The 20,159-nt window shown below is 68.5% G+C and carries 20 protein-coding genes; 9 read left to right on the top strand and 11 right to left on the bottom strand.

Features of this window, described 5'->3' with window-relative positions:
* Window positions 1–68: 68 nt before the first annotated feature.
* Window positions 69–560: a carboxymuconolactone decarboxylase family protein gene (locus tag IE92_RS0114075; protein ID WP_030149142.1), complete on the bottom strand. Its 492-nt coding sequence runs from the start codon at window positions 558–560 to the stop codon at window positions 69–71.
* A 46-nt stretch (window positions 561–606) separates the two neighbouring features.
* Here IE92_RS0114075 and pdxR point away from each other — a divergent pair, with 46 nt between their 5' ends.
* Together pdxR and IE92_RS0114085 are read left to right on the top strand one after the other, a co-directional pair.
* On the top strand, window positions 607–2,034 hold the full coding sequence (pdxR, locus tag IE92_RS0114080; protein WP_051701992.1) for a MocR-like pyridoxine biosynthesis transcription factor PdxR: 1,428 nt from the start codon (window positions 607–609) through the stop codon (window positions 2,032–2,034).
* Between the two features lie 91 nt (window positions 2,035–2,125).
* Window positions 2,126–2,905, top strand: a complete 780-nt coding sequence (locus IE92_RS0114085; protein WP_081864156.1) for an HNH endonuclease family protein — start codon at window positions 2,126–2,128, stop codon at window positions 2,903–2,905.
* Between the two features lie 119 nt (window positions 2,906–3,024).
* Here the strand turns inward: IE92_RS0114085 and galE are convergent, their stop codons facing one another.
* Both galE and IE92_RS0114095 read right to left on the bottom strand, forming a co-directional pair.
* On the bottom strand, window positions 3,025–3,984 hold the full coding sequence (gene galE / locus IE92_RS0114090) for a UDP-glucose 4-epimerase GalE (RefSeq protein ID WP_030149145.1): 960 nt from the start codon (window positions 3,982–3,984) through the stop codon (window positions 3,025–3,027).
* Complete coding sequence (locus IE92_RS0114095) at window positions 3,981–4,826, bottom strand: DeoR/GlpR family DNA-binding transcription regulator (RefSeq protein ID WP_156027587.1); 846 nt, start codon at window positions 4,824–4,826, stop codon at window positions 3,981–3,983. Before IE92_RS0114095 ends, galE begins: the two co-directional genes overlap by 4 nt.
* A 121-nt stretch (window positions 4,827–4,947) precedes the next feature.
* On the opposite strand from IE92_RS0114095, the gene galT reads away from it, so the two are divergent.
* From galT to IE92_RS0114110, 3 genes are all read left to right on the top strand, one after another.
* Entirely contained in the window at window positions 4,948–6,087 is a 1,140-nt protein-coding gene (gene galT, locus IE92_RS0114100; protein ID WP_030149147.1) for a galactose-1-phosphate uridylyltransferase, read from the top strand.
* A gap of 40 nt (window positions 6,088–6,127) precedes the next feature.
* Window positions 6,128–7,297: a galactokinase gene (gene galK, locus IE92_RS0114105; protein WP_030149148.1), complete on the top strand. Its 1,170-nt coding sequence runs from the start codon at window positions 6,128–6,130 to the stop codon at window positions 7,295–7,297.
* A gap of 142 nt (window positions 7,298–7,439) precedes the next feature.
* On the top strand, window positions 7,440–8,258 hold the full coding sequence (locus IE92_RS0114110) for a dienelactone hydrolase family protein (protein WP_030149149.1): 819 nt from the start codon (window positions 7,440–7,442) through the stop codon (window positions 8,256–8,258).
* Window positions 8,259–8,489: 231 nt separating this feature from the next.
* On the opposite strand, the gene IE92_RS19115 is transcribed toward IE92_RS0114110, so the two are convergent.
* Both IE92_RS19115 and IE92_RS0114120 read right to left on the bottom strand, forming a co-directional pair.
* Window positions 8,490–9,281, bottom strand: coding sequence for an RNase H family protein (locus IE92_RS19115; protein WP_030149150.1), 792 nt, complete (start codon window positions 9,279–9,281; stop codon window positions 8,490–8,492).
* 56 nt (window positions 9,282–9,337) lie between these two features.
* Window positions 9,338–9,901: a TetR/AcrR family transcriptional regulator gene (locus IE92_RS0114120; RefSeq protein WP_162178512.1), complete on the bottom strand. Its 564-nt coding sequence runs from the start codon at window positions 9,899–9,901 to the stop codon at window positions 9,338–9,340.
* 234 nt (window positions 9,902–10,135) lie between these two features.
* On the opposite strand from IE92_RS0114120, the gene nrdI reads away from it, so the two are divergent.
* Window positions 10,136–11,467 carry a class Ib ribonucleoside-diphosphate reductase assembly flavoprotein NrdI gene (gene nrdI / locus IE92_RS18790; protein ID WP_211250798.1) on the top strand — a complete coding sequence of 444 codons (1,332 nt, stop codon included), beginning with the start codon at window positions 10,136–10,138 and terminating at the stop codon, window positions 11,465–11,467.
* Here the strand turns inward: nrdI and IE92_RS0114130 are convergent.
* Both IE92_RS0114130 and IE92_RS0114135 read right to left on the bottom strand, forming a co-directional pair.
* Window positions 11,433–12,134: an ABC transporter ATP-binding protein gene (locus tag IE92_RS0114130; protein ID WP_030149153.1), complete on the bottom strand. Its 702-nt coding sequence runs from the start codon at window positions 12,132–12,134 to the stop codon at window positions 11,433–11,435. The genes nrdI and IE92_RS0114130 overlap by 35 nt on opposite strands.
* Window positions 12,135–12,170: 36 nt before the next feature.
* Window positions 12,171–13,265, bottom strand: a complete 1,095-nt coding sequence (locus IE92_RS0114135) for an ABC transporter permease (protein WP_030149154.1) — start codon at window positions 13,263–13,265, stop codon at window positions 12,171–12,173.
* A gap of 186 nt (window positions 13,266–13,451) precedes the next feature.
* Here IE92_RS0114135 and IE92_RS0114140 point away from each other — a divergent pair, with 186 nt between their 5' ends.
* Both IE92_RS0114140 and IE92_RS0114145 read left to right on the top strand, forming a co-directional pair.
* Window positions 13,452–14,633, top strand: a complete 1,182-nt coding sequence (locus IE92_RS0114140) for a sensor histidine kinase (protein ID WP_030149155.1) — start codon at window positions 13,452–13,454, stop codon at window positions 14,631–14,633.
* On the top strand, window positions 14,630–15,277 hold the full coding sequence (locus IE92_RS0114145; RefSeq protein ID WP_030149156.1) for a response regulator: 648 nt from the start codon (window positions 14,630–14,632) through the stop codon (window positions 15,275–15,277). The genes IE92_RS0114140 and IE92_RS0114145 overlap by 4 nt, the downstream gene beginning before the upstream one ends.
* Window positions 15,278–15,374: 97 nt before the next feature.
* On the opposite strand, the gene IE92_RS0114150 is transcribed toward IE92_RS0114145, so the two are convergent.
* Genes IE92_RS0114150 through IE92_RS0114160 form a run of 3 tightly spaced genes read right to left on the bottom strand, consistent with a single transcriptional unit; the run spans window position 15,375 to window position 17,681 of the window.
* Window positions 15,375–16,742 (bottom strand): cryptochrome/photolyase family protein, encoded by a 1,368-nt coding sequence (locus tag IE92_RS0114150; protein ID WP_030149157.1) that lies wholly within the window; start codon window positions 16,740–16,742, stop codon window positions 15,375–15,377.
* Between the two features lie 7 nt (window positions 16,743–16,749).
* A complete protein-coding gene (locus tag IE92_RS0114155) occupies window positions 16,750–17,184 on the bottom strand; it encodes a MarR family winged helix-turn-helix transcriptional regulator (RefSeq protein ID WP_030149158.1) in 435 nt (144 codons plus the stop codon).
* Window positions 17,181–17,681 (bottom strand): hypothetical protein, encoded by a 501-nt coding sequence (locus IE92_RS0114160; protein ID WP_030149159.1) that lies wholly within the window; start codon window positions 17,679–17,681, stop codon window positions 17,181–17,183. Before IE92_RS0114160 ends, IE92_RS0114155 begins: the two co-directional genes overlap by 4 nt.
* Before the next feature lie 423 nt (window positions 17,682–18,104).
* Between IE92_RS0114160 and IE92_RS0114165 the strand changes: the two genes are divergently transcribed.
* Window positions 18,105–19,253, top strand: a complete 1,149-nt coding sequence (locus IE92_RS0114165; protein WP_081864157.1) for an AI-2E family transporter — start codon at window positions 18,105–18,107, stop codon at window positions 19,251–19,253.
* A 108-nt stretch (window positions 19,254–19,361) separates the two neighbouring features.
* Here the strand turns inward: IE92_RS0114165 and IE92_RS0114170 are convergent, their stop codons facing one another.
* Window positions 19,362–19,904 (bottom strand): hypothetical protein, encoded by a 543-nt coding sequence (locus IE92_RS0114170; protein WP_030149161.1) that lies wholly within the window; start codon window positions 19,902–19,904, stop codon window positions 19,362–19,364.
* Window positions 19,905–20,159 lie beyond the last annotated feature (255 nt).

Here is a 20,159-nt window from a genome sequence, read left to right on the forward strand (position 1 = left end):
CCGGCCCGGCGGCGGGTCACACACGCACCCGTGCCGCCCGGCAACATCCGGGCGGCACGGTCGAATGCCTAGTGGGCGGCTCCGGCGACGTAGTGTCCCGGCACCATTCGGGTGGCTACACCGAAACGGTTGAACGCGTTGATGGCCACGATCACGCCGATCAGGTGCACCAGCTCGGTCTCGTCAAAAACCGCCGCCGCGCGAGCATAGACGGCATCGGGCACAAACCCATCGGTGATGACAGTGACGGCCTCGGTCAGCTCGATCGCGGCGACCTCGCGGGCGGTATAGAAGTGGCGTGACTCCTCCCAGGCGGTGAGCTGGATGATTCGTTCGGCGGTGTCCCCGGCCGCCAGGGCGTCCTTGGAGTGCATGTCCAGGCAGAACGCGCAGTGGTTGATCTGCGAGGCGCGGATCTTCACCAGGTTGATCAGTGCGGGATCCAGGGTGCCCCCGGTGACCGAGTCGAGTCGGACTAGCGCCCTGAAAATCTCGGGTGCGTGGGCGCTCCAGTCGGTGCGCGGGGTGTGCTCATTGTTCAGGGTGGTTGTTGTGTTCATGCTTCGAGCGTAGGGTGCGGTTGGTCCGGGAGTAAGATCCACCTATATGGGAAAAAACCAGACCAATTCCGACTCGCCCCTGCTGGCTCACGCGGGGGTGGATCTCCACCTGGATCTCGCCGAAACGGGCATCCGGGCGGGCCTCGTGACGGCGCTGCGGGAGGCCATCACCACCGGTCGGCTGAGTCCGGGCACCCGGCTGCCCGCTTCCCGCGCGCTCGCTGCGGACCTGGGCATTGCCCGCAGCAGCGTGACCGAGTGCTATGCGGAGCTGATCGCCGAGGGGTGGCTGATCGCCCGTCAGGGGTCGGGGACCCGGGTCGCCGCCCGCACCGTGCCCCTCACCTTGACCCCGTCGCCCCCGCATCCCGAACCGCGACGGAGGCCCGCGGCCACCCTGATTCCCGGGGCCGCCAACTTCGCCGAGTTTCCGCGTTCGGCCTGGCTGGCCGCCGCCCGTCGGGCGCTGACTGCCGCACCCCACACCGCGTTTGGGTACGGCGATCCGCTTGGACAGCCGGTCCTGCGCCGTGCCCTCGCCGACTATCTGGGCCGCGTGCGCGGGGTCCGGGCGGATCCGGCGCGGATCGTGATCACCGCGGGGTTCTATGACGGCCTGGACATCATGGCGCGTGCCCTGCGCGCCCGCGGGGCCCGAAGCGTCGCCACCGAGGCGTACGGGCTGGGGCTCTACCGGAGGCGGCTCGCCGAGGCGGGTCTGACGCTGCCCACCCTCGCGGTGGATGAGTCCGGCGCTCGGATCCGGGACCTGGCGGCCCTGGATACCCCCGCGGCGGTCCTGCTGACTCCCGCGCACCAGTTTCCCACCGGGGTGGTGCTCTCCCCGGAGCGCCGCGGCGCGGCACTCGCCTGGGCGCGGGACACGGATGCGGTGATCCTTGAGGACGATTACGACGGCGAGTTCCGCTATGACCGCCGCCCGGTGGGCGCGCTCCAGGGGTTGGATCCCGAACGGGTGGTGTACTTCGGGACCGCGAGTAAGTCGCTGGCCCCGGCGCTGCGGGTTTCCTGGATGGTGGTGCCCGAGCACCTCCTTGCGGCGGTGCAGGGGGCCAAGGGTGCGCTGGATAACGTGAGCGCGCTTGAGCAGCTGACCCTGGCCGAGTTCATCACCTCGGGTGCGCTGGATCGCCACGTACGGATGCGGAGGCAGAGCTATCGGCGTCGTCGCGACCAGCTCGTGGATGCGGTGCTGCGTACCTCCCCGGACCTGCGGGTCAGCGGGGTTGCCGCCGGGTTGCAGGCGGTGATCGAGCTGCCCTCGGGGACCGAGGGGCGGGTGCTGCATGCGGCGCGGGAGCGCGGGGTCATGGTGAGCGCGCTCTCGGAGTTTCGGCAGGTCGAGGCCGCGGCGGACACCCGGGTGCGCGAGGGGCTGGTGGTGAACTTCTCGGCGGTGTCCGATGCCGTGTGGGAGTCGGCGCTGACCGAGCTCTGCCAAATCCTGCCCTAGCGGGGTGTGACCCGGCCACGGTCGGTGGCTCATGGTCTGATGGTTTCGGGCGATCATCCGCGCCATCCACCCCACCACCAGAGGATTTGTTGTGTCTGCCCGTCGTCGTCGCCCCAGCCCCAAAACCGCCGCACTGCTGTCCATTCCGGCACTGATCGCGGCCCTGATTGTCGGGGCGCTTTCGCTCGGGGAGACCGATGCCCAGCCGTATCCCACCCCCGGGGTGGCCGCGACCGGCACCCCCGGCACCCCCGGTACCGATGCGTTCCCGGCCGGGTTTGAATCGGCGGGCAATGCGCGGGATCTCCTCGCCACCATCCCGGTGCGCGGACGCGCGCCGGGCACCGGATACGATCGGGTCGCCCGCTTCGGGACCGCCTGGTTCGACGTGGAGAAAAACGGGTGTGACACTCGCAACGATATCCTCGCCCGGGATCTCACCGAGGTGACCACCAGCGGCGGCTGCCGGGTGCTGACCGGCGTCCTGGACGACCCCTACACCGGCAATCGGATCGAGTTTGAACGCGGGGAGAAAACCTCCCAGGCGGTGCAGATCGATCACGTGGTGGCGCTGAAAAATGCGTGGCAGACCGGGGCTCAAGCCCTCACCGATGATCGCCGTCGAGAGCTGGCCAACGACCCGATCAACCTCCTCGCGGTGGATGGCCCGACCAACACCCAAAAGAGCGATGGCGACGCGGCCACCTGGCTGCCCCCGCGCCGCGCCGCCTGGTGTGGGTATGTCGCCCGGCAGGTGTCGGTGAAGGCCGCCTATGGACTCTGGATGACCCAGGCCGAACACGACCGGATCGGCGAGATCCTCGAATCCTGCCCCGACCAGCAGGCGGCCCGCTCACCCCTCGCCGGCTAGGCCAACGGTGCCGGCTTGGTCCGTGGGATCAGCGGGCTGGGCACTCGGAACTCGCTCCGGCACCGAGGCCAGCGGGTCACCGGGGAGAGCGGGCATCAGAAACCAGCGGTCCGCCGTGATCAGCGGGCGGATCCGGCCGACCAGGCGCTCTGCACCATGTCCGCCAGGGTGTGGCGCATCTCCCATTCGAGGTCGCGGGCGGCGGCGGATCCGTCGGCCACGATCCGGTCGGGATCACCCGGGCGTCGCGGGGCAATGTCCGGGTCGAAGGCGATCCCGGTGACCCGCGCCATCTCGTCCATGATCTGCCGAACCGAGAGCCCGTCTCCGCTGCCCAGGTTGTAGACGGCGGCCAGGGGCGTTCCCGCGTCGAGGGCTCGCGCGGCGGCCACATGGGAGTGGGCCAGATCGGCCACGTGCACGTAGTCGCGCACGCAGGTGCCGTCGGGGGTGTTGTAGTCGGTGCCGTTAATGCGCGGGGTTTTTCCCGCCCGCAGCGCATCGATCACCAGCGGGAACAGGTTGTGCGGGCTGGCGTCCCAGAGCCCCGGTTCCCCGGATCCCACCACGTTGAAGTAGCGCAGACTCACGTGGCGCAGGCCCGTGGCCACACCCTGATCGCGCAGCAGCCACTCACCGATGAGCTTGGATTCTCCGTAGGGAGACTCGGGGTTGGTTGCGGTCGACTCGGTGACCAGGTCGGTGTGCGGGGTGCCGTAGACCGCGGCGCTCGAGGAGAAGACGATCCGGCTGATGCCCAGCTCGGCCATCACCTCCAGCACGGTTGCGGTGCCGGTCACGTTCTGCGCAAAGGTGTGCAGCGGACGCTCGACCGAGACCCCGGCGAACTTATATCCGGCCACATGGATGACCCCGGTGACCCGGTGGGTGACCATGGCCGCGCGCAGGGCGTCTCGATCCAGAATATCGCCGCGCTCGAAGGCGACCCCGGCGGGGATGAACTCGGGCAGCCCGGTCACCAGGTTGTCGTAGACGACGGGGGTGAGGCCCGCCGCGCTCAGGGCACGCACCACGTGGGCGCCAATGTATCCGGCACCGCCGGTTACCAGCCAGGTCATCGGTTCTCCTTGGGGTTGGGGGTGGTGGTCTGCGGGGTCTCCGGCGTCCGGGTGGGATCCGCGGGGTCGCCCGCCCGGATCACGCTGTCGATGGACTCGGCCAGCCGGTCCCGGGCGGCGTCTTCGAGCCCGGCATCGCTGAGGAACACGTCCGCGGCGTCCAGCTCGGCGATCTGGCAGAGCCCGGTGACGCCCCACTTATGGTGATCGGCCACCACCACGACGCTTGCGGCCGACTCGATAAACGCCCGGTTGGTCTCGGCCTCCAGCAGGTTGGGGGTGGTCAGCCCACCCTCGGGGCTGACCCCGTGTACGCCGAGGAAGCACACGTCCACGCGCAGCGCGCGCAGGGTCTGCACGGCAAAGGGCCCCACCAGCGCATCGGAGGGGGTGCGGATGCCACCGGTCAAAATGACCGTTTGTCCGGTGCCTCCCTCATCAAAGACCGCGGCGATGCGCGGCGAGTTGGTGATCACGGTGAGGTCGGGGATGAGCGCCAGGCGGCGGGCCAGCGTATGCGTGGTGGTGCCGGCATTGAGCGCGATCGACATCCCCGGGCGCACCCGCTCGGCGGCCACCTGGGCGATCTGCTCCTTCTCCTCGGCGGCCACCTGGAGGTTGTGGGCAAAGCCCGGTTCGCTGCTGGTGGTGCCGCCGGGCAGGGTGGCGCCGCCGTGGGTTTTGGCCAGGTCGCCGCGGTCGGCGAGGATGCCCAGGTCGCGGCGCACGGTCATCTCCGAGACCGCCAGTTCGGTGGCGAGTGTGGTCACGCGCACCTGTCCGTCCCGACGCAGGCGCTCGAGGATCAGGGTGTGCCGCTGGGGCGGGAGCATCTCGGTCATGGGCCTCATCAGACGTCGGAATATGTGCGAATGTGTTCATTATGCCGGAAAATGCACCTTGAGCCAAGCCTGAATGTAAGTATATGATCGCTTTTGTTCGATTCTGAAAGGTAGCCCCCGCATGACCACCGTGTCCCTGCTTCGCACCACGCTCGCCGATGAGCGCGAACTCATTTACTTCGCCGACGCCGGGCACACGATCCCCGAGCCGCCCGCCGATACCCGAGACCTGCCGCCGCGCCCCGGCGCGCACACCGCCGAAACCGAGGCGCTCGGCTCGACCATGCGCTTTGATCCGCTGCGCGGGGACTGGGTCGCGTTTGCCGCCCACCGTCAGACCCGGATCTATCTCCCGCCCGCCAACCAGTGCCCGATCTGCCCCACCGCCCCGGGCAACGCAACCGAGATTCCCGCCGCCGACTACGACGTGGCGGTGTTTGAAAACCGCTTCCCGTCGTTTGGCCCCGAGCCCGCCGCGGTGGATCTGACCCCGGGCCTCGGCGCGGTGCGCCCGGCCGTCGGACGCTGTGAGGTGATCGTGTTCGGGTCCGATCACGAGGCCTCTTTGAGTGATATGTCCCCCGAGCGGATGCGCACCATCGTCTCCGCCTGGGCCCAGCGCACCGCCGAGCTGCGGGCGATGGAGGGGGTCGAGCAGGTCTTCGCGTTTGAAAACCGCGGGTCCGAAATCGGCGTGACCCTGCACCATCCGCACGGGCAGATCTACGCGTATCCGTTTGTGACCCCGACCACGCGGATCCTGCTCACCCAGGCCGCCGAGCACCGCGCACGCACCGGCGGCAACCTGTTTGCCGACATCCTGGACTTCGAGCTGTCGAGCGGGGAACGGGTGCTCGAACGCGGACGGTACTTCACCGCGTTTGTGCCGTTCTCGGCGCGGATGCCGATCGAGGTCCACCTGTACCCCAACCGCCACGTGGGCACCCTCGATGAGCTCACCGCCGAGGAGCGCGAGGAGCTCGCGGACATGTACCTGCGCCTGGTGCGGGGGATTGACGCCCTCTATGGCGACCGCACCCCGTATATTTCGGCCTGGTTCCAGGCACCCGCCACCCATCCGGACCGCGCCGAGGCGCGACTCCACCTGCAGATCACCTCGCCGCGTCGCGCCGCCGATAAGCTCAAGTATCTGGCCGGATCGGAGGCGGCGATGGGTGCCTTTATCGGCGATGTGATCCCCGAGGAGACCGCCGCCCGCCTGCGTGCCACCGCCCCATATGTCGAAGGAGCCCGCGCATGAGTGCAGTTCCCACCGCCCCGTACGTTGAAGGAGCCCGCGCATGAGTGCAGTTCCCACCTCCCTGGCCGCCGAGTTCCGTGGCCGATTTGGCGCGGATGCCGACGGCATCTGGAGCGCCCCGGGCCGGGTCAACCTGATCGGGGAGCACACCGATTACAACGCCGGATTCGCCCTGCCCTTCGCCATTCCCGCCCGCGCCTTCGTGGCGGTGCGGGTGACCGAGGGCGGCGAGGCCGTGCTGGCCAGCACCTTTGCGGGGGCGGGTTCGGTGCGGGTGCGACTGGACGAACTGGGCCCCGAGGACCCCGGATTTTCGGGCGCCGGGGGCTGGGCGCGCTACCTCGCCGGCGTGGTGTGGGCCTTCGCCCGGCGGGGAATCACGCTGCCGGGCATCGAGGTGCTGCTGCACTCGGATGTCCCGGTGGGTGCCGGACTCTCCTCCTCCGCCGCGGTGGAGTGTGCGGTTGCGGTTGCCGTCAACGACCTGGCCGGGGCCGGGCTGGACCGCTCGGAGCTGGTGCAGATCTGCCACGAGGCCGAGAATGACTTTGTGGGGGCACCCACCGGGATCCTCGATCAGTCGGCCTCGCTCCTCGCCTCGGCGGGCTCGGGACTGTTCCTCGACTGCCTCGATCGCAGTACCCGTCAGGTTCCGCTGGATCTGGAAGCCCGGAACCTGGTCCTGCTGGTCATCGACACCCGAGTGACCCACGCGCATGAGAGCGGGGGATACCGCGACCGAGTGGCGTCCTGCCGACTCGGCGAGCGGGTGCTCGGGGTCGGCTCGCTGCGCGAGGTCACGGCCCGAGACTTCGCCGAGCGTGCGCACCTGCTCGATCCCGAAACCCTGCGCCGGGTCCGCCACATTGTGACCGAAAACGCTCGGGTCCAGGATGTGGTGTCCCTGCTGGATGCCGGTCGGCTCGAAGACATCGGTCCGCTGCTGACCGCGAGCCACGTCTCGATGCGGGATGACTACGAGATCTCCAGCCCCGAACTGGATGTGGCGGTGGATACCGCGCTGGACGCCGGGGCGCTGGGTGCAAGGATGACCGGCGGCGGATTCGGCGGCTCGGCCATCGCGCTGGTACCCGCGGCGCTGGCCGAGTCGGTGAGCGCCCGGATCACCGTGGCCTTCGAGGACGCGGGCTGGGTGCCGCCCCACATCTATTCGGTGGTGCCCGCGGCCGGTGCCGGTCGCGAAGACTAGTCGAGCGCTTTTGGTATCGAAAGCGTGAGCCGGCCGGTGACGTTTGGTCCTCAGCGGTGGCGTTCGGTGCCGGCCGTGTGCGCCGGCCGAGAGTACGCGAAAACGGGGGCGTGTTCGCGGTGTATCTGGGTACACTGACCTCATGAGCGAGCATGCCCCCGTCGCCGGGCTGACCGGCTGGATCCGCGCCCCCTTCGAGGCCGCCGACATCACCCACGAGGTCTTCGAGCGCGGATCGGGTCCGGGAATCGTCCTGCTGCCCGAGATCCCGGGCATGACCCCCGAGGTGATGGGGTTTGCCGATCACCTGGTGGATCACGGATTCACCGTGGTCATCCCCTCGCTGTTTGGCGATCCGGGCCGTCCGGCTTCCCCCGGTTATCTGGCGCAGTCGGTGGCCAAGGTGTGCGTCTCCACCGAGTTCCGGGCGTTTGCCACCGGCGCGCACAGGCCCGTGGCGGGCTTTGTGCGGGCGCTCGCCGCGGACCTGGCCGCGCGCACCCCGGGCCCGGGGGTCGGGGTGATCGGGATGTGTTTCACCGGCGGCTTTGCGCTCGCCGCCGCGGCCTCGGAGAGTGTGCTGGCATCCGTGGTGAGTCAGCCCGCCGCCCCGTTCCCGCTGGGTCGCGCCCGAAAGCTTGACCCGGTGATGTCTCCGGAGGAGCTGGATCGGGTGGCCGCCCGGGCCGCGGCCGGGTCGGTGTGCGCCCTGGGTCTGCGGTTCAGCGAGGATCAGACGGTCCCGCGCGAGCGCTTCGCCACGATTGCGGCGGCCCTGGGCGACGCCTTCGAGGTCATCGAACTCGACTCCTCGCCCGGCAACCCCGGCGGTTTCTCCCGCGGTGCCCACTCGGTGCTCACCGGCGAGGTTCGCGAGCGGCCCGGCCATCCCGCCGCCGAGGCTCGGGCACGCACGGTGGAATTCCTGCGCGAACGCCTGGGGGTTCCGGCGGGCGCCTAGCTCCGATCCGGCTTTTGGCACACCTGCCCGGACCCGTGACAACCACGCTCCGGCCCGGTCTGCCGCGCGGGCGACCTCGGTAGGTGCCGAGAGCAACGAACGAATCGGGGCCTCGAACAGTGGACGAATCAGGGCTTAGAGCAGTGGACGAATCAGGGCTTAGAGCAGTGGACGAATCAGGGCTTAGAGCAGCGAACGAATCAGGGCCTCGAATAGTGGACGAATCAGAGCCTAGAGCAGCGAACGAATCAGAGCCTCGGGGCTCAGGCGCTCGGTCCGGGCGCGTGCCAGCAGGCGGGCATGGGTGTCGGCATCCAGGTTCAGGGTGAGCGAAACCGTGGTCGGCTCGTCGTCCCAGTCGAACAGTCCCGGCTGCGCGCTCTCCTCTGTGAAAGAGGGCACCCGGGGAGCCTCGGCTGTGCCCTGGGCGATCGTGCCCCGCGCGGTGGTGGCTCGTTCGGTGATGTCTCGCGCAGCGGTGCCCTGCTCTGTGGTGTCCCGCGCGCCGGTGTCCTGCGCGGCCGAGGGCAATCCGGCGCTCGCACTTCCGGCGCTTCCCGCCCCGGTCCAGCCCGGTCCGCTGGGGATCGCCGTGCGGTTCTGATACGCGGTGGACACCGCGCGGGCACGCTCATCGGCAGCCTCGTTCAACGGGTGATTGGCGTGGCCCTTGACCCATTCAAAACGGTAGCGTCGGCCCTGCAGCGCCTCGTCGATCTGCCGCAGAATCTCCACGTTCAGCACCGGCTTACCGTCGGCCTTGCGCCAGCCCTTGCGCTTCCAGCCCGGCATCCACTTGGTTACCGAATTGATGACGTACTGGCTGTCGCAGAGAATCAGCAGGTCCTCATCCAGGTGCGCGGTCGCCCGGAAGAGTTCCAGCACCGCCTGAAGCTCGCCCTGGTTGTTGGTCGCGTGCGGCCATCCGCCGGCCGCCCAGCAGTTCTCGTTCACAAACCAGGCCCATCCGGCTGGCCCGGGGTTGCCCAGTGCGGATCCGTCGGCGGCGGCGGTGATCGTCATTCGAAGTGCTCCCTGCTGATGGATGTTGGCATCCGTCGGCTTCCAGTTTCGCAGGTTTAGTGTGCGCGGTCGGCGAGCCGGGCCAGGTAGTGGGTAATCAGCGCGGCCATGTCCACCCGTTCGGGATCCAGCAGCCACTGCACCTGCAGGCCGTCGATCATCGCGATCATCAGGGTCACCTCGGCATCCACCTGCTCGGGGGTCATGCCGCGTCCGATGAAGGCCTGCTTGGATCGCTCGTGCAGGGTGCGGTAGCGATTCACCACCCAGGCGCGTGCCGGATGATCGGGGTCGGTCGCCTCGGCGGCGAGCTGGGTGTGCAGCTGGACGAGTCCGGGCACGCTGGCGTTGTGCAGGATCAGGTCGATCAGCATCTGGTCCGCGGTGTCCGCGGTGACCGCGGCGAATCGCATGCGTTCGAGATCCATCGCATCGCGACGTTCCAGCACCGCCGCGAGCAGATCGGCCTTGTTGCCGAAGTGGTAGAGCAGGGCCGGATGGGTCAGGTTACACTCGGCGGCGATATCGCGCAGGGAGGTCCCGTAGTATCCGGTTCGCGCGAAGACGCGCAGCGCGGTGTCCAGGATGCGGTCCCGGGTGCTCGGGGCTGTGGTCGTCATGTTCGCAAGCATAATCGTCCTCCCCCGGGGATCCCGGCCTCATTTCTGGGGTGTTTACCAATGGTCAAAAAGCTGGAGATTCGCCGTGTGCGGCATACCAAAACCGTCAATCCCCGTGTGTGGCGGGCCGCGGGTTGTCAGACTGGAGACGGTGGTGTGCCGCAACGCCCCGAATGCTCGGGCCCGCACCCCACCCAACCAGGGGCAACAAAATAACGCGAGGGTGGTGAACCGATGGTCCAACTGGTGTATTTCTCCGGAGACTCCGGGAACACCCACCGCTTTGTGCAGTCCCTGGGGATCGAGGCGATGCGGATCGGCGACGCCGAGCACCGCACACCCATCTGCCTGACCGAGCCGTTTGTACTGTTGACGCCCACCTACGGTGGCGGTGCCGACTACGCGGCCATCCCCCGGCCCGTGCGCCAGTTCCTGGCCCGCGCCGACAACCGCGCTCGGCTGCGCGGGGTGATCGGTGCCGGGCACCGTAATTTTGGTTTCGCCTTCTGCCTGGCCAGCCGCCTGCTCGCCGACCAGTACAACGTGCCCGAGCTTTACCGGCTGGATGGTGTCGGCACCGACCAGGACCGCGAGCGAATCCTCACCGCCCTGTCCCGGGTTCTGGGGATGGCTCCGGCCCGCGTTTCGGTGCCGGTCCCAGGGCCGGTTCCTGCCCCGAATCCCGTGCCTGCCCCGAGATCCGAGGCCGAGACTGTGACTGTGACTGTGACCGTGCCTGCTCCGGTGCTGACACCCGTGCCCGTTCAAGTTCCCGCGCCGCAGGTGGCACCGCCCCCTCCGCTGCGCCGCTCGCGCATTCGGACGGGAGCACAGCCCATCGTGGGGGAGTTCGCCCCGACAGTGGTAGCGGCAGCGGCAGCGGCAACGGTGACGGCGACGGCAACGCCGGCTGCAACGGCTCCGACCATGCCCGTCGTGGAGACCACCGCGGCCGTTCCTGCCTCGGCCGCACCCCGCTCGACGCCTGCCTCTGCCGCACCTCCGTCGACGCCTGCCTCGGCCGTGCCTTCGTCTCGCGGCGCCGATGCGGGCGCGCCCGCCGCACCCGTCACGCGCTCGGGTCGCCGCGCGGCCCGCCTTGCCGCCGCAACGGGGAGTGGAGCGTCCCAGTCCGTGAATGTGAACGTGAACGTGCCCGTGGACCCGCCCGCCGCCCGCACCCCCTCGGTCCCGCCCGTCACCATCGAGGGGAACCGAAGCGAGCCCGCGGCATCCCGGGGGCGTCTGTCCCCGCCTCCGGTCATCGCCGGTACGATCGTCAACCCGGTTCCCACCCTCACCACGGTGGCCGAGCCGATGCGGACCCGGAGTCGTCCCGCGGCCGTGCCGGTGGCCTCAACTGCCCCACTCACCCAGGTCGCTCAGCAGACTCCGGCCGCCCCGCTCGCCCCGACCATCCCGGTTCGGGAGCCGGTAGCCCGGGTCTCCGACCCGTCACCGATGGTGCCCCGCCGGGCTCGCCGCCTGGCGGTTGCCGAGGACTCGGGAATTCCGAGCCCCGGCCCCGCGCCTACGCGGCGGTCGCTGCGGCAGGATCGAGGGTAGTGAGCACTCCGTCGGACATGACCAGCACCTGATCCATCCGATCCAGGTGTGAGTGATCGTGGGTGACCAGCAGGGTCGAGGTTCCACGATCCCGGGTGAGTTCCAGGATCAGCGTGATGATCTCCATCCCGCGAGCGTGATCCAGCGCGCTGGTCGGCTCGTCCACGATCAGCACCCCGGGTTCATTCATCAGCGCGCGGGCGATGTTGACCCGCTGTCGCTGCCCACCGGAGAGCTGGTGCGGTCGCTTGTCCTCGTGCCCCGCCAGCCCGACCCGAGCCAGCAGGTCACGCGCACGTTCGCGGGTTGCGGCTCGGGCGGCACGGCTGTGACCGTCGAGCTCGTTCATCACCGCGAGCTGGTCCAGCGCGCTGAGCGCGGGCAGCAGGTTGGCCTGCTGGAAGACGATGCCGATGTGTTCGCGGCGCACCGCGGTGGCCTCGGCTCGGCTGAGTCCCACCAGGTCGACGCCGGCCACGCGCACCTCCCCCGAGTCGGGGGTGATCAGTGCCGAGGCCACCGCGAGCAGGCTGGATTTGCCCGATCCCGAGGCACCGGTCACCGCGGTGATGGTGCCCGGCGGGACCGAGAGTGAGGCGTGATCCACCGCGGTGACCCGGTGGTCGCCGTCCGGAAAGGTCAGCGTAACGTTGCGCAGTTCAATCATGAGGGGTCCTTAGTCGGGAGTGGAAAGGAGAAGGGGTTACCGGGCGGCGCCGAGCGCGGCCAGCGGATCGCTGCGCAGCACCGGACGGAGGGCAAATGCTCCGCCGATCAGACCCAGGAGGATCAGGCCCAGCGCGGGCAACCCGATGGTCAGCGGACTGAGGACAAACGGGACCGCGCCGCCCGCGAGGCTGCCCAGGCCCACGGTTACCAGCATCCCGACCCCCACCCCGGCAACGAGCACCACGAGGGCCTGCCCGAGAGTGTCTCGCACGAGCCGTCCGGTGCGGGCACCGAGGGCCTTGAGGACCGCGATATCCGGTCCGCGCTGGATCGTCCAGACCGTGAAGAACGCGCCGATCACCAGGGCGGAGATCCCGAACAGCATCGCCACGATCAGCAGCAGCGAGCCAATCTCCGAGCGAAACGATTCGATCGAGAGCAGCGCGGGGATCGGTGCCCGAGAGACGGTGTGGGTCGCCGAATCGATCGAATCGGGCTGGGCCGAAGCGTCCAGCGAGACTGCGAGCACGCTCGCCCAGGCGGGCTGACCGCCGGTGCTCATGATGGACTGCCAGTTGGGCAGGGTGACCCAGGCCACCGAGGAGTGCGCATACCAGGTGTCGGGGATCAGCGTGGACACGCGAAGGTCCTCCCCGAAGGCGCTCACCGTATCGCCGACGTGCACACCGAGTGTTTGCGCGGTTCCCTCACCCAGGACCACGGTGCCCGGCCGGGGCATCGGGGTTCCGGCGGGCAGGAAGTGTGAGCCCGCGGCGGAGGGATCGATCCCGAACAGCGCCGCCGGGGCGCGCTTTTCTCCGGCACTCAGCCGGGTCTGGCTGATGCCCAGCGGGGCGGCGTTGGTCACGCCGGCGGCATCGGTCCAGGCGTCGGCCTCGGCGGCGGTGATCGAGGAGTCTCCGAAGCTGGGATCCTTCTCACCGTGGGCGGGGGCGGAGAAGACGATGCGGTCGGCCCCGAGGCCGAGCACGGCCGAGACGTTTTGGCCGGCAAGCCCGGCGGTCAGCCCGGTCAAAAATCCCACCAGGATGGTGATCAGGGCAACAACCGAGGCGATCAACACGAAGCGACCGCGAGCAAAGCGAATTTCACGCCAGGCAACAAACATGAGAACCTTCCGGGGAACCGGCGCCGTGTGGGCCACACGGGCGTCCAAAATGGGGACACTTCGAGTCTGGTTTCCGGCGGCTCATCCGTCATCGGCTAGGTGGTCGGGTCGGGGCGCAAAATGATGATTATCCGCTCCACCTTTTGAGGGATACCCGCCGGTGCCCCCGCGGATTAGGCTGAGGGTATGATCCGTTCCGCCGACGGACCGGTGTCCGCGGGACTGCGCACCGGTCTGCACCTGCTCTTTGTGTCGCTGGCCCTGTTTGTGATGATCCGCGCCGGATTCCGCTCGGGTCCCGAACCCGTGATCGCCGCGATCCTCGCCGCCGTCTTCCTGGTCTGGTACCTGCTGGGTGCCTGGTGGGGGAGGGACGATCAGTCGCGCGGCAGAATCGGGCTGTGGCTTGGCGGGCTGACCCTGCTGTGGATCGCGATGATCCTGGTCAGTCAGGACGCCGCCTACCTGTCCTTCCCGCTGTTTTTCCTCTATCTGGCGCTGCTGGATCGCACCCCCGCGCTGCTGAGCGTGGCGGTGGTGAGCGCGGTGTCGATCATCGCGATCGGACTGCACGGCGGCTTCTCGGTGCCGGGGATCCTCGGCCCGCTGATCGGTGCGGTGATCGCCGTGGCGATCGGGCTGGGGTATCGCGAGCTTCAGCGGGTGGCCCTGCGCCGCGAGGAGCTGATCGCCGAGCTGATTTCCACCCGGGTCCGCCTGGCCGAAACCGAGCGCGAGGCGGGCAAGCTTGCCGAGCGGGAGCGTCTGGCCCGCGACATCCACGACACCGTGGCCCAGGGACTCTCCAGCATCCAGCTGCTGCTGCATGCGGCCGAGCGGGCAAGCGAGCAGGCCCCCGAGACCGCGATCGAACACGTCCGGCGGGCGCGGGATGCGGCGGCCCTGGCGCTCGCCGAAACCCGCGGGCTGATCGATGAGCTGGCCCCGCCGGCGATCACCGGCGCCAGCCTGGCCGAGGCGCTGTCCCGCCTCGCCGAGAACGCCTCCCAGCAGGCGGGAATTCCGGTGGAATTCCACACAGACGGGACCCCCGAGCCGCTGAGCACCGTGGTAAAAACGGGCCTGCTGCGGATCGGCCAGAGTGCGCTGGCCAACGTGGTGCAGCACGCCGATGCCACCCGTGCGGATCTCAGCCTGAGCTATCTGGATGGGGAAACCATCCTCGACATCGTCGACGACGGCCGCGGATTTGACCCGGATTCTCTGGTGGAGCGCACCGCGGGGGGCTCATTTGGGCTGATCGCGATGCGGTCCCGAATCGCCGAGCTGGGAGGATCGCTGGTGATCGAGAGTGCTCCGGGCGAGGGCACCACGGTGACCGTAAGATTTACCCGGGAGGCAGCATGAACTATGCAGTGGGCACACCGATCCGGGTCGTGATGGCCGATGACCATCCCATCGTGCGTGCGGGCCTGGCCGCGGTTCTGGGGACCGCGGCGGACATCGAGGTGGTCGCCGAGGCGGCCTCGGTGCCCGAGGTGCTGGCCGTGGTCAACCGGTTTGAACCGGATCTGGTGCTACTGGACCTGAGCTTTGGGACCGGACCCACCGGGATCGATGCAACCCGCGAGCTGATGCGCCGGGAGAATCCGCCGCGCGTGCTGATCCTCACCAACTACGACTCCGATGCCGACATCCTCGGAGCCATCGAGGCGGGCGCCGCCGGTTATCTGCTGAAGGATGCCCCGCCCGAGGATCTACTGAGCGCGATCCGCAAGGCGGTCCTCGGCCAGACGGTTCTCGGCCCGGCGGTGGCCGGACGCCTGGTGGCGCGCGTCAGCGAACCACAGCAGGCGCTCAGCGCCCGCGAAATCGAGGTGCTGACCCTCGCCTCCGAGGGGCTGGTCAACCGTGAGATCGGCAAGAAACTGCACATCAGCGAAACCACCGTCAAGTCCCACCTGGCGCATATCTTCGGCAAGCTCGGCGTGAACAATCGCCAGCAGGCGGTGCTCGCCGCCCAGCGCGGAGGCTTCATCCGTCGCGCCTAGCCGCGGATCTCGGCGGGTGCCCCCGCCCGCGGGCATTCCGGAGACCGACAGGGTGACTTCGTCACTCGTGCGGGAGTTCCGGAGCCCGGCGGGCGGTCTACTCCCGCTTGCGGTAGGCCTCGAGGGCCGCCTCGCGGGAGGCCTTGAGGTCCACGATCGGGGCCGTGCGCAGACCGGTGTCGGGGACCCAACGGCGGATGTATTCGCGGTTGGGGTCGAACTTTTTGGCCTGCAGCTCGGGGTTGAAGATGCGGAAGTAGGGGGCCGCATCGGCGCCGCTACCGGCCACCCACTGCCAGTTGAACGGGTTCGCGGCGGGATCGGCGTCCACCAGGGTGTCCCAGAACCACTCCTCGCCGGCCCGCCAGTGCTGGAGCAGGTTCTTGGTCAGCAGCGAGGCGACCACCATGCGCACGCGGTTGTGCATGGTGCCGGTCTGCCAGAGTTCGTTCATCCCCGCGTCGACCAGGTCGATTCCGGTGGTGCCGGTCTGCCAGGCGCGCAGCAGCTCGGGGTCGGCCTCGGGCCAGGGGAAATTCGCGAAGCTGGGCCGCCAGGGATCGGTGGCCAGCTTGGGGAAGTGGAACAGCTGGTAGTGCGCAAACTCGCGCCAGCCCAGCTCGCTGAGGAAGCTGGCACCCTGCCCGGGATGCGTGCGTCGGTGCTCATCCACCGCATGCCAGATCGTGGATACCGTGATCTCGCCCCACACCAGGTGCGGGGACAGCCGCGAGGTCACCGAGCGGTCGGGACGGTCGCGCAGGTCCGGATAATCACCCAGATCCTCGTCCAGGAAGTCGGCCAGCCGCTCGTGGGCACCGGCCTCGCCCGGGCTCCACAGGGTGTCCCAGTTTTCCGCCCAGTTGGGGGAGGTGGGGCGAAGGGCGAGGCCCTCCAACGCGGCCGCGAACGCCGCGGGATCGGCGGAGGCCGGGACTCGGGCGGGCCGGGGGACGGGGAGGACCGCGCGCGGAGGACGCCGGGCCAGCTCATCCAGCGCACGCTTCCAGAACGGGGTAAACACCGTATACGGACGGCCCTCGCCGGTGCGCAGCCCGGGATCCACCAGCAGATCCGGGGCCGCATACCGGACCTCGATCCCGTGTGCGGCCAGCTCCGTGTGTACGCGGGCATCCAGCTCAGCCTCATCCGCACCGGGACGGGCGGTGGCATACACGCGGTCGGCGTTCTGCTCGGCGGCCAGGTTGCGCAGCGCGGTGACGGGGTCGCCGGTGCGCAGTTCGATCGGGATGCCCAGCTCGGCGAGGTCCGCAGCCAACGAGTCCAGTGCGCCGTGAACCCACCAGCGGGACGCCCCACCGATCGGGCGCAGGCCCGGCTCGTCCAGCACAAAGACGGCGATCACGCGCTCGCGTGCGTCCAGGGCGGCGGTCAGCGCCGGGTGATCACCCACCCGCAGGTCGCGGCGGAACCAGATCAGGGCGGCGGGGGAGGAGGTGCTCATCGGGAACCTAATCGTCGAATTCGGGGCAGCGCAGCTTCTCGGTCAGGGCAAACATGGACTCGATTTCGGCGGGGCTGAGCGCGCCGCCGATGATCGACTCGATCGTGCGCATATGGGCGCGGGCCACCGGGCGGTAGGCCGAGAATCCCTCCTCGGTGAGGGTGATGATCATGCCGCGGCGATCATCCGGGTCGGCGGCCTTGGTCACGAACCCCTCGGCGGAGAGCTTATCGATCAGGCGGCTCACGCTGGGCTGGCTCAGCAGCACCAGTCGGTTCAGATCACGCAGTTTGGCCTTGCGGTCGGGTTGCCGGGAGAGGGTGAACATCACGTCGTACTCGTTCATCGTGAGACCACCCATTGGGAAGTCCTCGCCGAGGCGACGCATGATGCCCACCTGCGCGCGAAACAGCGATTCCCAGGCCTCGACGGCGCCGCTCATCGTGGATCACCGGACTCGGGGGAGTCCACGCGTGCCGGGCGTGCTGCCTGTGCGGGGATTTCTTCGTGGGTGGGAAGGCGATCCTCGTGTACGGGGAGCTCTTCGTGTGCGGGCACAGTTTCTTCTGCGGGGGACGCCGCGGCGTCGGAAGCGCCTGCCGGCTCGGAAGTACCTGTCGGCTCGGAAGTACCTGTCGGCTCGGAAGTACCTGTCGGCTCGGAGACGCCGGCCGGAGCGGGGTCGTTCAGCCTGATGGCGAGAGCCGGGTTCGCGCGAATCAGCGAGCGATAGAGCATGACCATGCCCCAGAAGCTGGTGCTGAGCCCGGTGAGCAGAACACCGATGCCGATGAGCGTGAGAAACCACGGCCCGTTCAGCGCGGCCAGGACGATCAGCAGGATTCCCACCGCGGTGAAGAGCAGACCGCCGCCGAAACAGGCCGCGCCCAGCACCTTGAGGGCGCGGAGTTCGCGTGCGGAATCGGTGGCCTGAGTCATCCTCCCAGCGTACCGCCTTCGCGGCCGAGGGGCAGGTTGGGAAGTTTCGCCCCTGGCGCAGCGGCCCCGGGAATACCCGCGGAGAATGGCCGGGGGATCGGGGCAGACATGAACAAGGGCCGATCGTAGAGGCGTACGATCGGCCCTTCCCCTTGCACCAAGAGTGTCCTGCAATCACATGTGCGTTTCGTCGTCACAGCAAAACGTCGAACGCAGTACGAATATATAACATCCAGGTAACGATTACCAGGGTTTCATCGCCTCGGCGGCTGGGAGTTTGCCGTGTGGCGGTATTCGCTCGATCGCGCACGCGGCACGGATGTTGATTCCCCGGAAATCCGGCGATGGGAGAATTTTGGGTCCACAATTGAACCCCGACCCCGTGCGGCCACTCAGGCGCCGCACACACGTGAGGAGACACGGATGAAGAAGAAGGCGACGCGCCCCGATGCGGAACCTCGGCTGAGTTCCGGCGGCGATGTGGGACTGCACCGCGAGCCCGCGGGCGGATCCGGCGTGCACGTTAATGCGTTCAGGATCGGCCTGGTGGGTACCCTGGGTGTGCTGATCGCGCTCCTCCTCGGGGGAATCGTCAGCCAGCTAAGCACCGTCCTGGTGTACATTGGCATCGCCCTGTTCCTGGCGCTGGGGCTTGATCCGCTGGTCTCCTGGCTGGAGAAGCGCATGCCTCGGCCCGCGGCGATTGCCGCGGTGGTGCTCGTGGTGCTGGCGGCCCTGGCCGGGCTGCTGCTGGCGGTCATTCCGGTGCTGGTGGAGCAGTCCTCCAACCTGATCCGCGACTTCCCCGGCTTTGCCTCGGACTTCCAGAAGAACGACATCGTGCTGCAGATTCAGAAGCTGCTGGGTGACTCGGTGGATATTAAGCAGGTCATCAAGGGTGCGACGGACTTCCTGGGCGACCCGAAGAACCTGGTGGCGATCGGAGGAGGCCTGGCCCAGGTGGGCGCGGGCGTCGCCAGCGGCATCACCGGGCTGATCATCGTGCTGATCCTGACCCTGTACTTTATGGCGTCGCTGCGCTCGATGAAGCAGACCGTCTACCGTTTCGTTCCCGCCTACCAGCGCACGGGCTTTGCCAAGATCTCCGAGGACATCACCGGTGCCGTCGGCCGCTATGTGGTCGGGCAGGTGTCTCTCGCCCTGATCAACGGTGTGCTCAGCCTCATTCTGCTCTCGATCATCCAGGCGCCGATGCCGTTCCTGCTGGCATTCTTCGCGTTTATCGGATCGCTGATTCCGCTGGTGGGTACCCTGAGCGCGTCGATCCTGAACACCCTGATCTGCCTGTTGGTGGACCCCAGCCTCGCCCTGATCACGGGTATTTACTACCTGATCTACCTGCAGGTCGAGGCCTACATCATTTCCCCACGCATCATGAGCCGCGCGGTCGCGGTTCCCGGCGCGATGGTGGTGATTGCCGCGGTAGCTGGAGGAACCATCGGAGGCGTTCTCGGCGCGCTGGCGGCCATTCCGGTGGCCGCCTCGGTGATCATCATCGTGCAGAAGGTGGTGTGGCCGCGCCAGGACCGCAAGGTGGTCGCCGCCTCCTAGATAGGCACTGTGCTCGGCGCTACGCTAAGCGCAGTGCTTGGCTCCGCGCTCGGCGAGCGTGCCCCGCACGACCCGGAAGGGGGTGCGGGGCACGCCGCGTTAGGCGCCTCAGCGAGGCGCCTCCGAGGATGACGGCAGCTCCTCCGGGGGCGAAAGCGCGTCGGTCTCCGGCGCGAGTGATGCCTCGGGCAGACTCCCGCCGACGTCCGCGAATAGCGTGGTGAGCGCCGTGCCCAACCGTCGGGCACTCTCGGGGGTGAGGATCAGGTGCTCGCCGAACTCATCGGAGTGGATCACCACCACCGGCTCGTCCGGAGGGGACTGCGGATTGACAATAATGTCGAGCAGCACGGGTCGAAGCTCGGGCACGGGGCCGAACTGAAGCACGGTGGCCACGCTCGCCAGCCAGCGCGGTTCTCCGTGGGAGTCCTCGGCATCCGCGTGCACAAACTCTGAACGCGTGGATGCCGCGGCATCGGAGGAGCCGGCCGACCGAAATCCGGTCTCGGGCTGGACGGGGTTCTCAAAGTGGGCGTATTCCGCTGCGGAGGCTGCGGGCCCCGGTGCCGGGGGAATGGCACCGTCGGAGGGCGTTGGGTGTTCGAACCCGGTGGGTGTCGAACGCCGGGGGTGAAGCAGGACTGTTTTCATCGGTGGATCCCTTCACCGGCACATTCCGAGCCTAACTCGACCCCCCGACACTCACCGCCCGGAAGGCCATCAGGCGTGCCGATGGAAGGTAATCGTCCCCCTCGGCGTAGTGCGCCGGCGCGCACCGTACGTGGTGATGAGCACCAACGTGGGAGCGGGCCCGAGCCCGAACACGAGCCTGAGTCTGCGCACCAGCTTGAGCCTGAACATCGGCCCGAGCGCGAACACCGGTCCGAGCGTGAACATCACCCCGAG

The organism is Mycetocola saprophilus, from assembly GCF_000718085.1.
Classification (GTDB): Bacteria; Actinomycetota; Actinomycetes; order Actinomycetales; family Microbacteriaceae; genus Mycetocola; species Mycetocola saprophilus.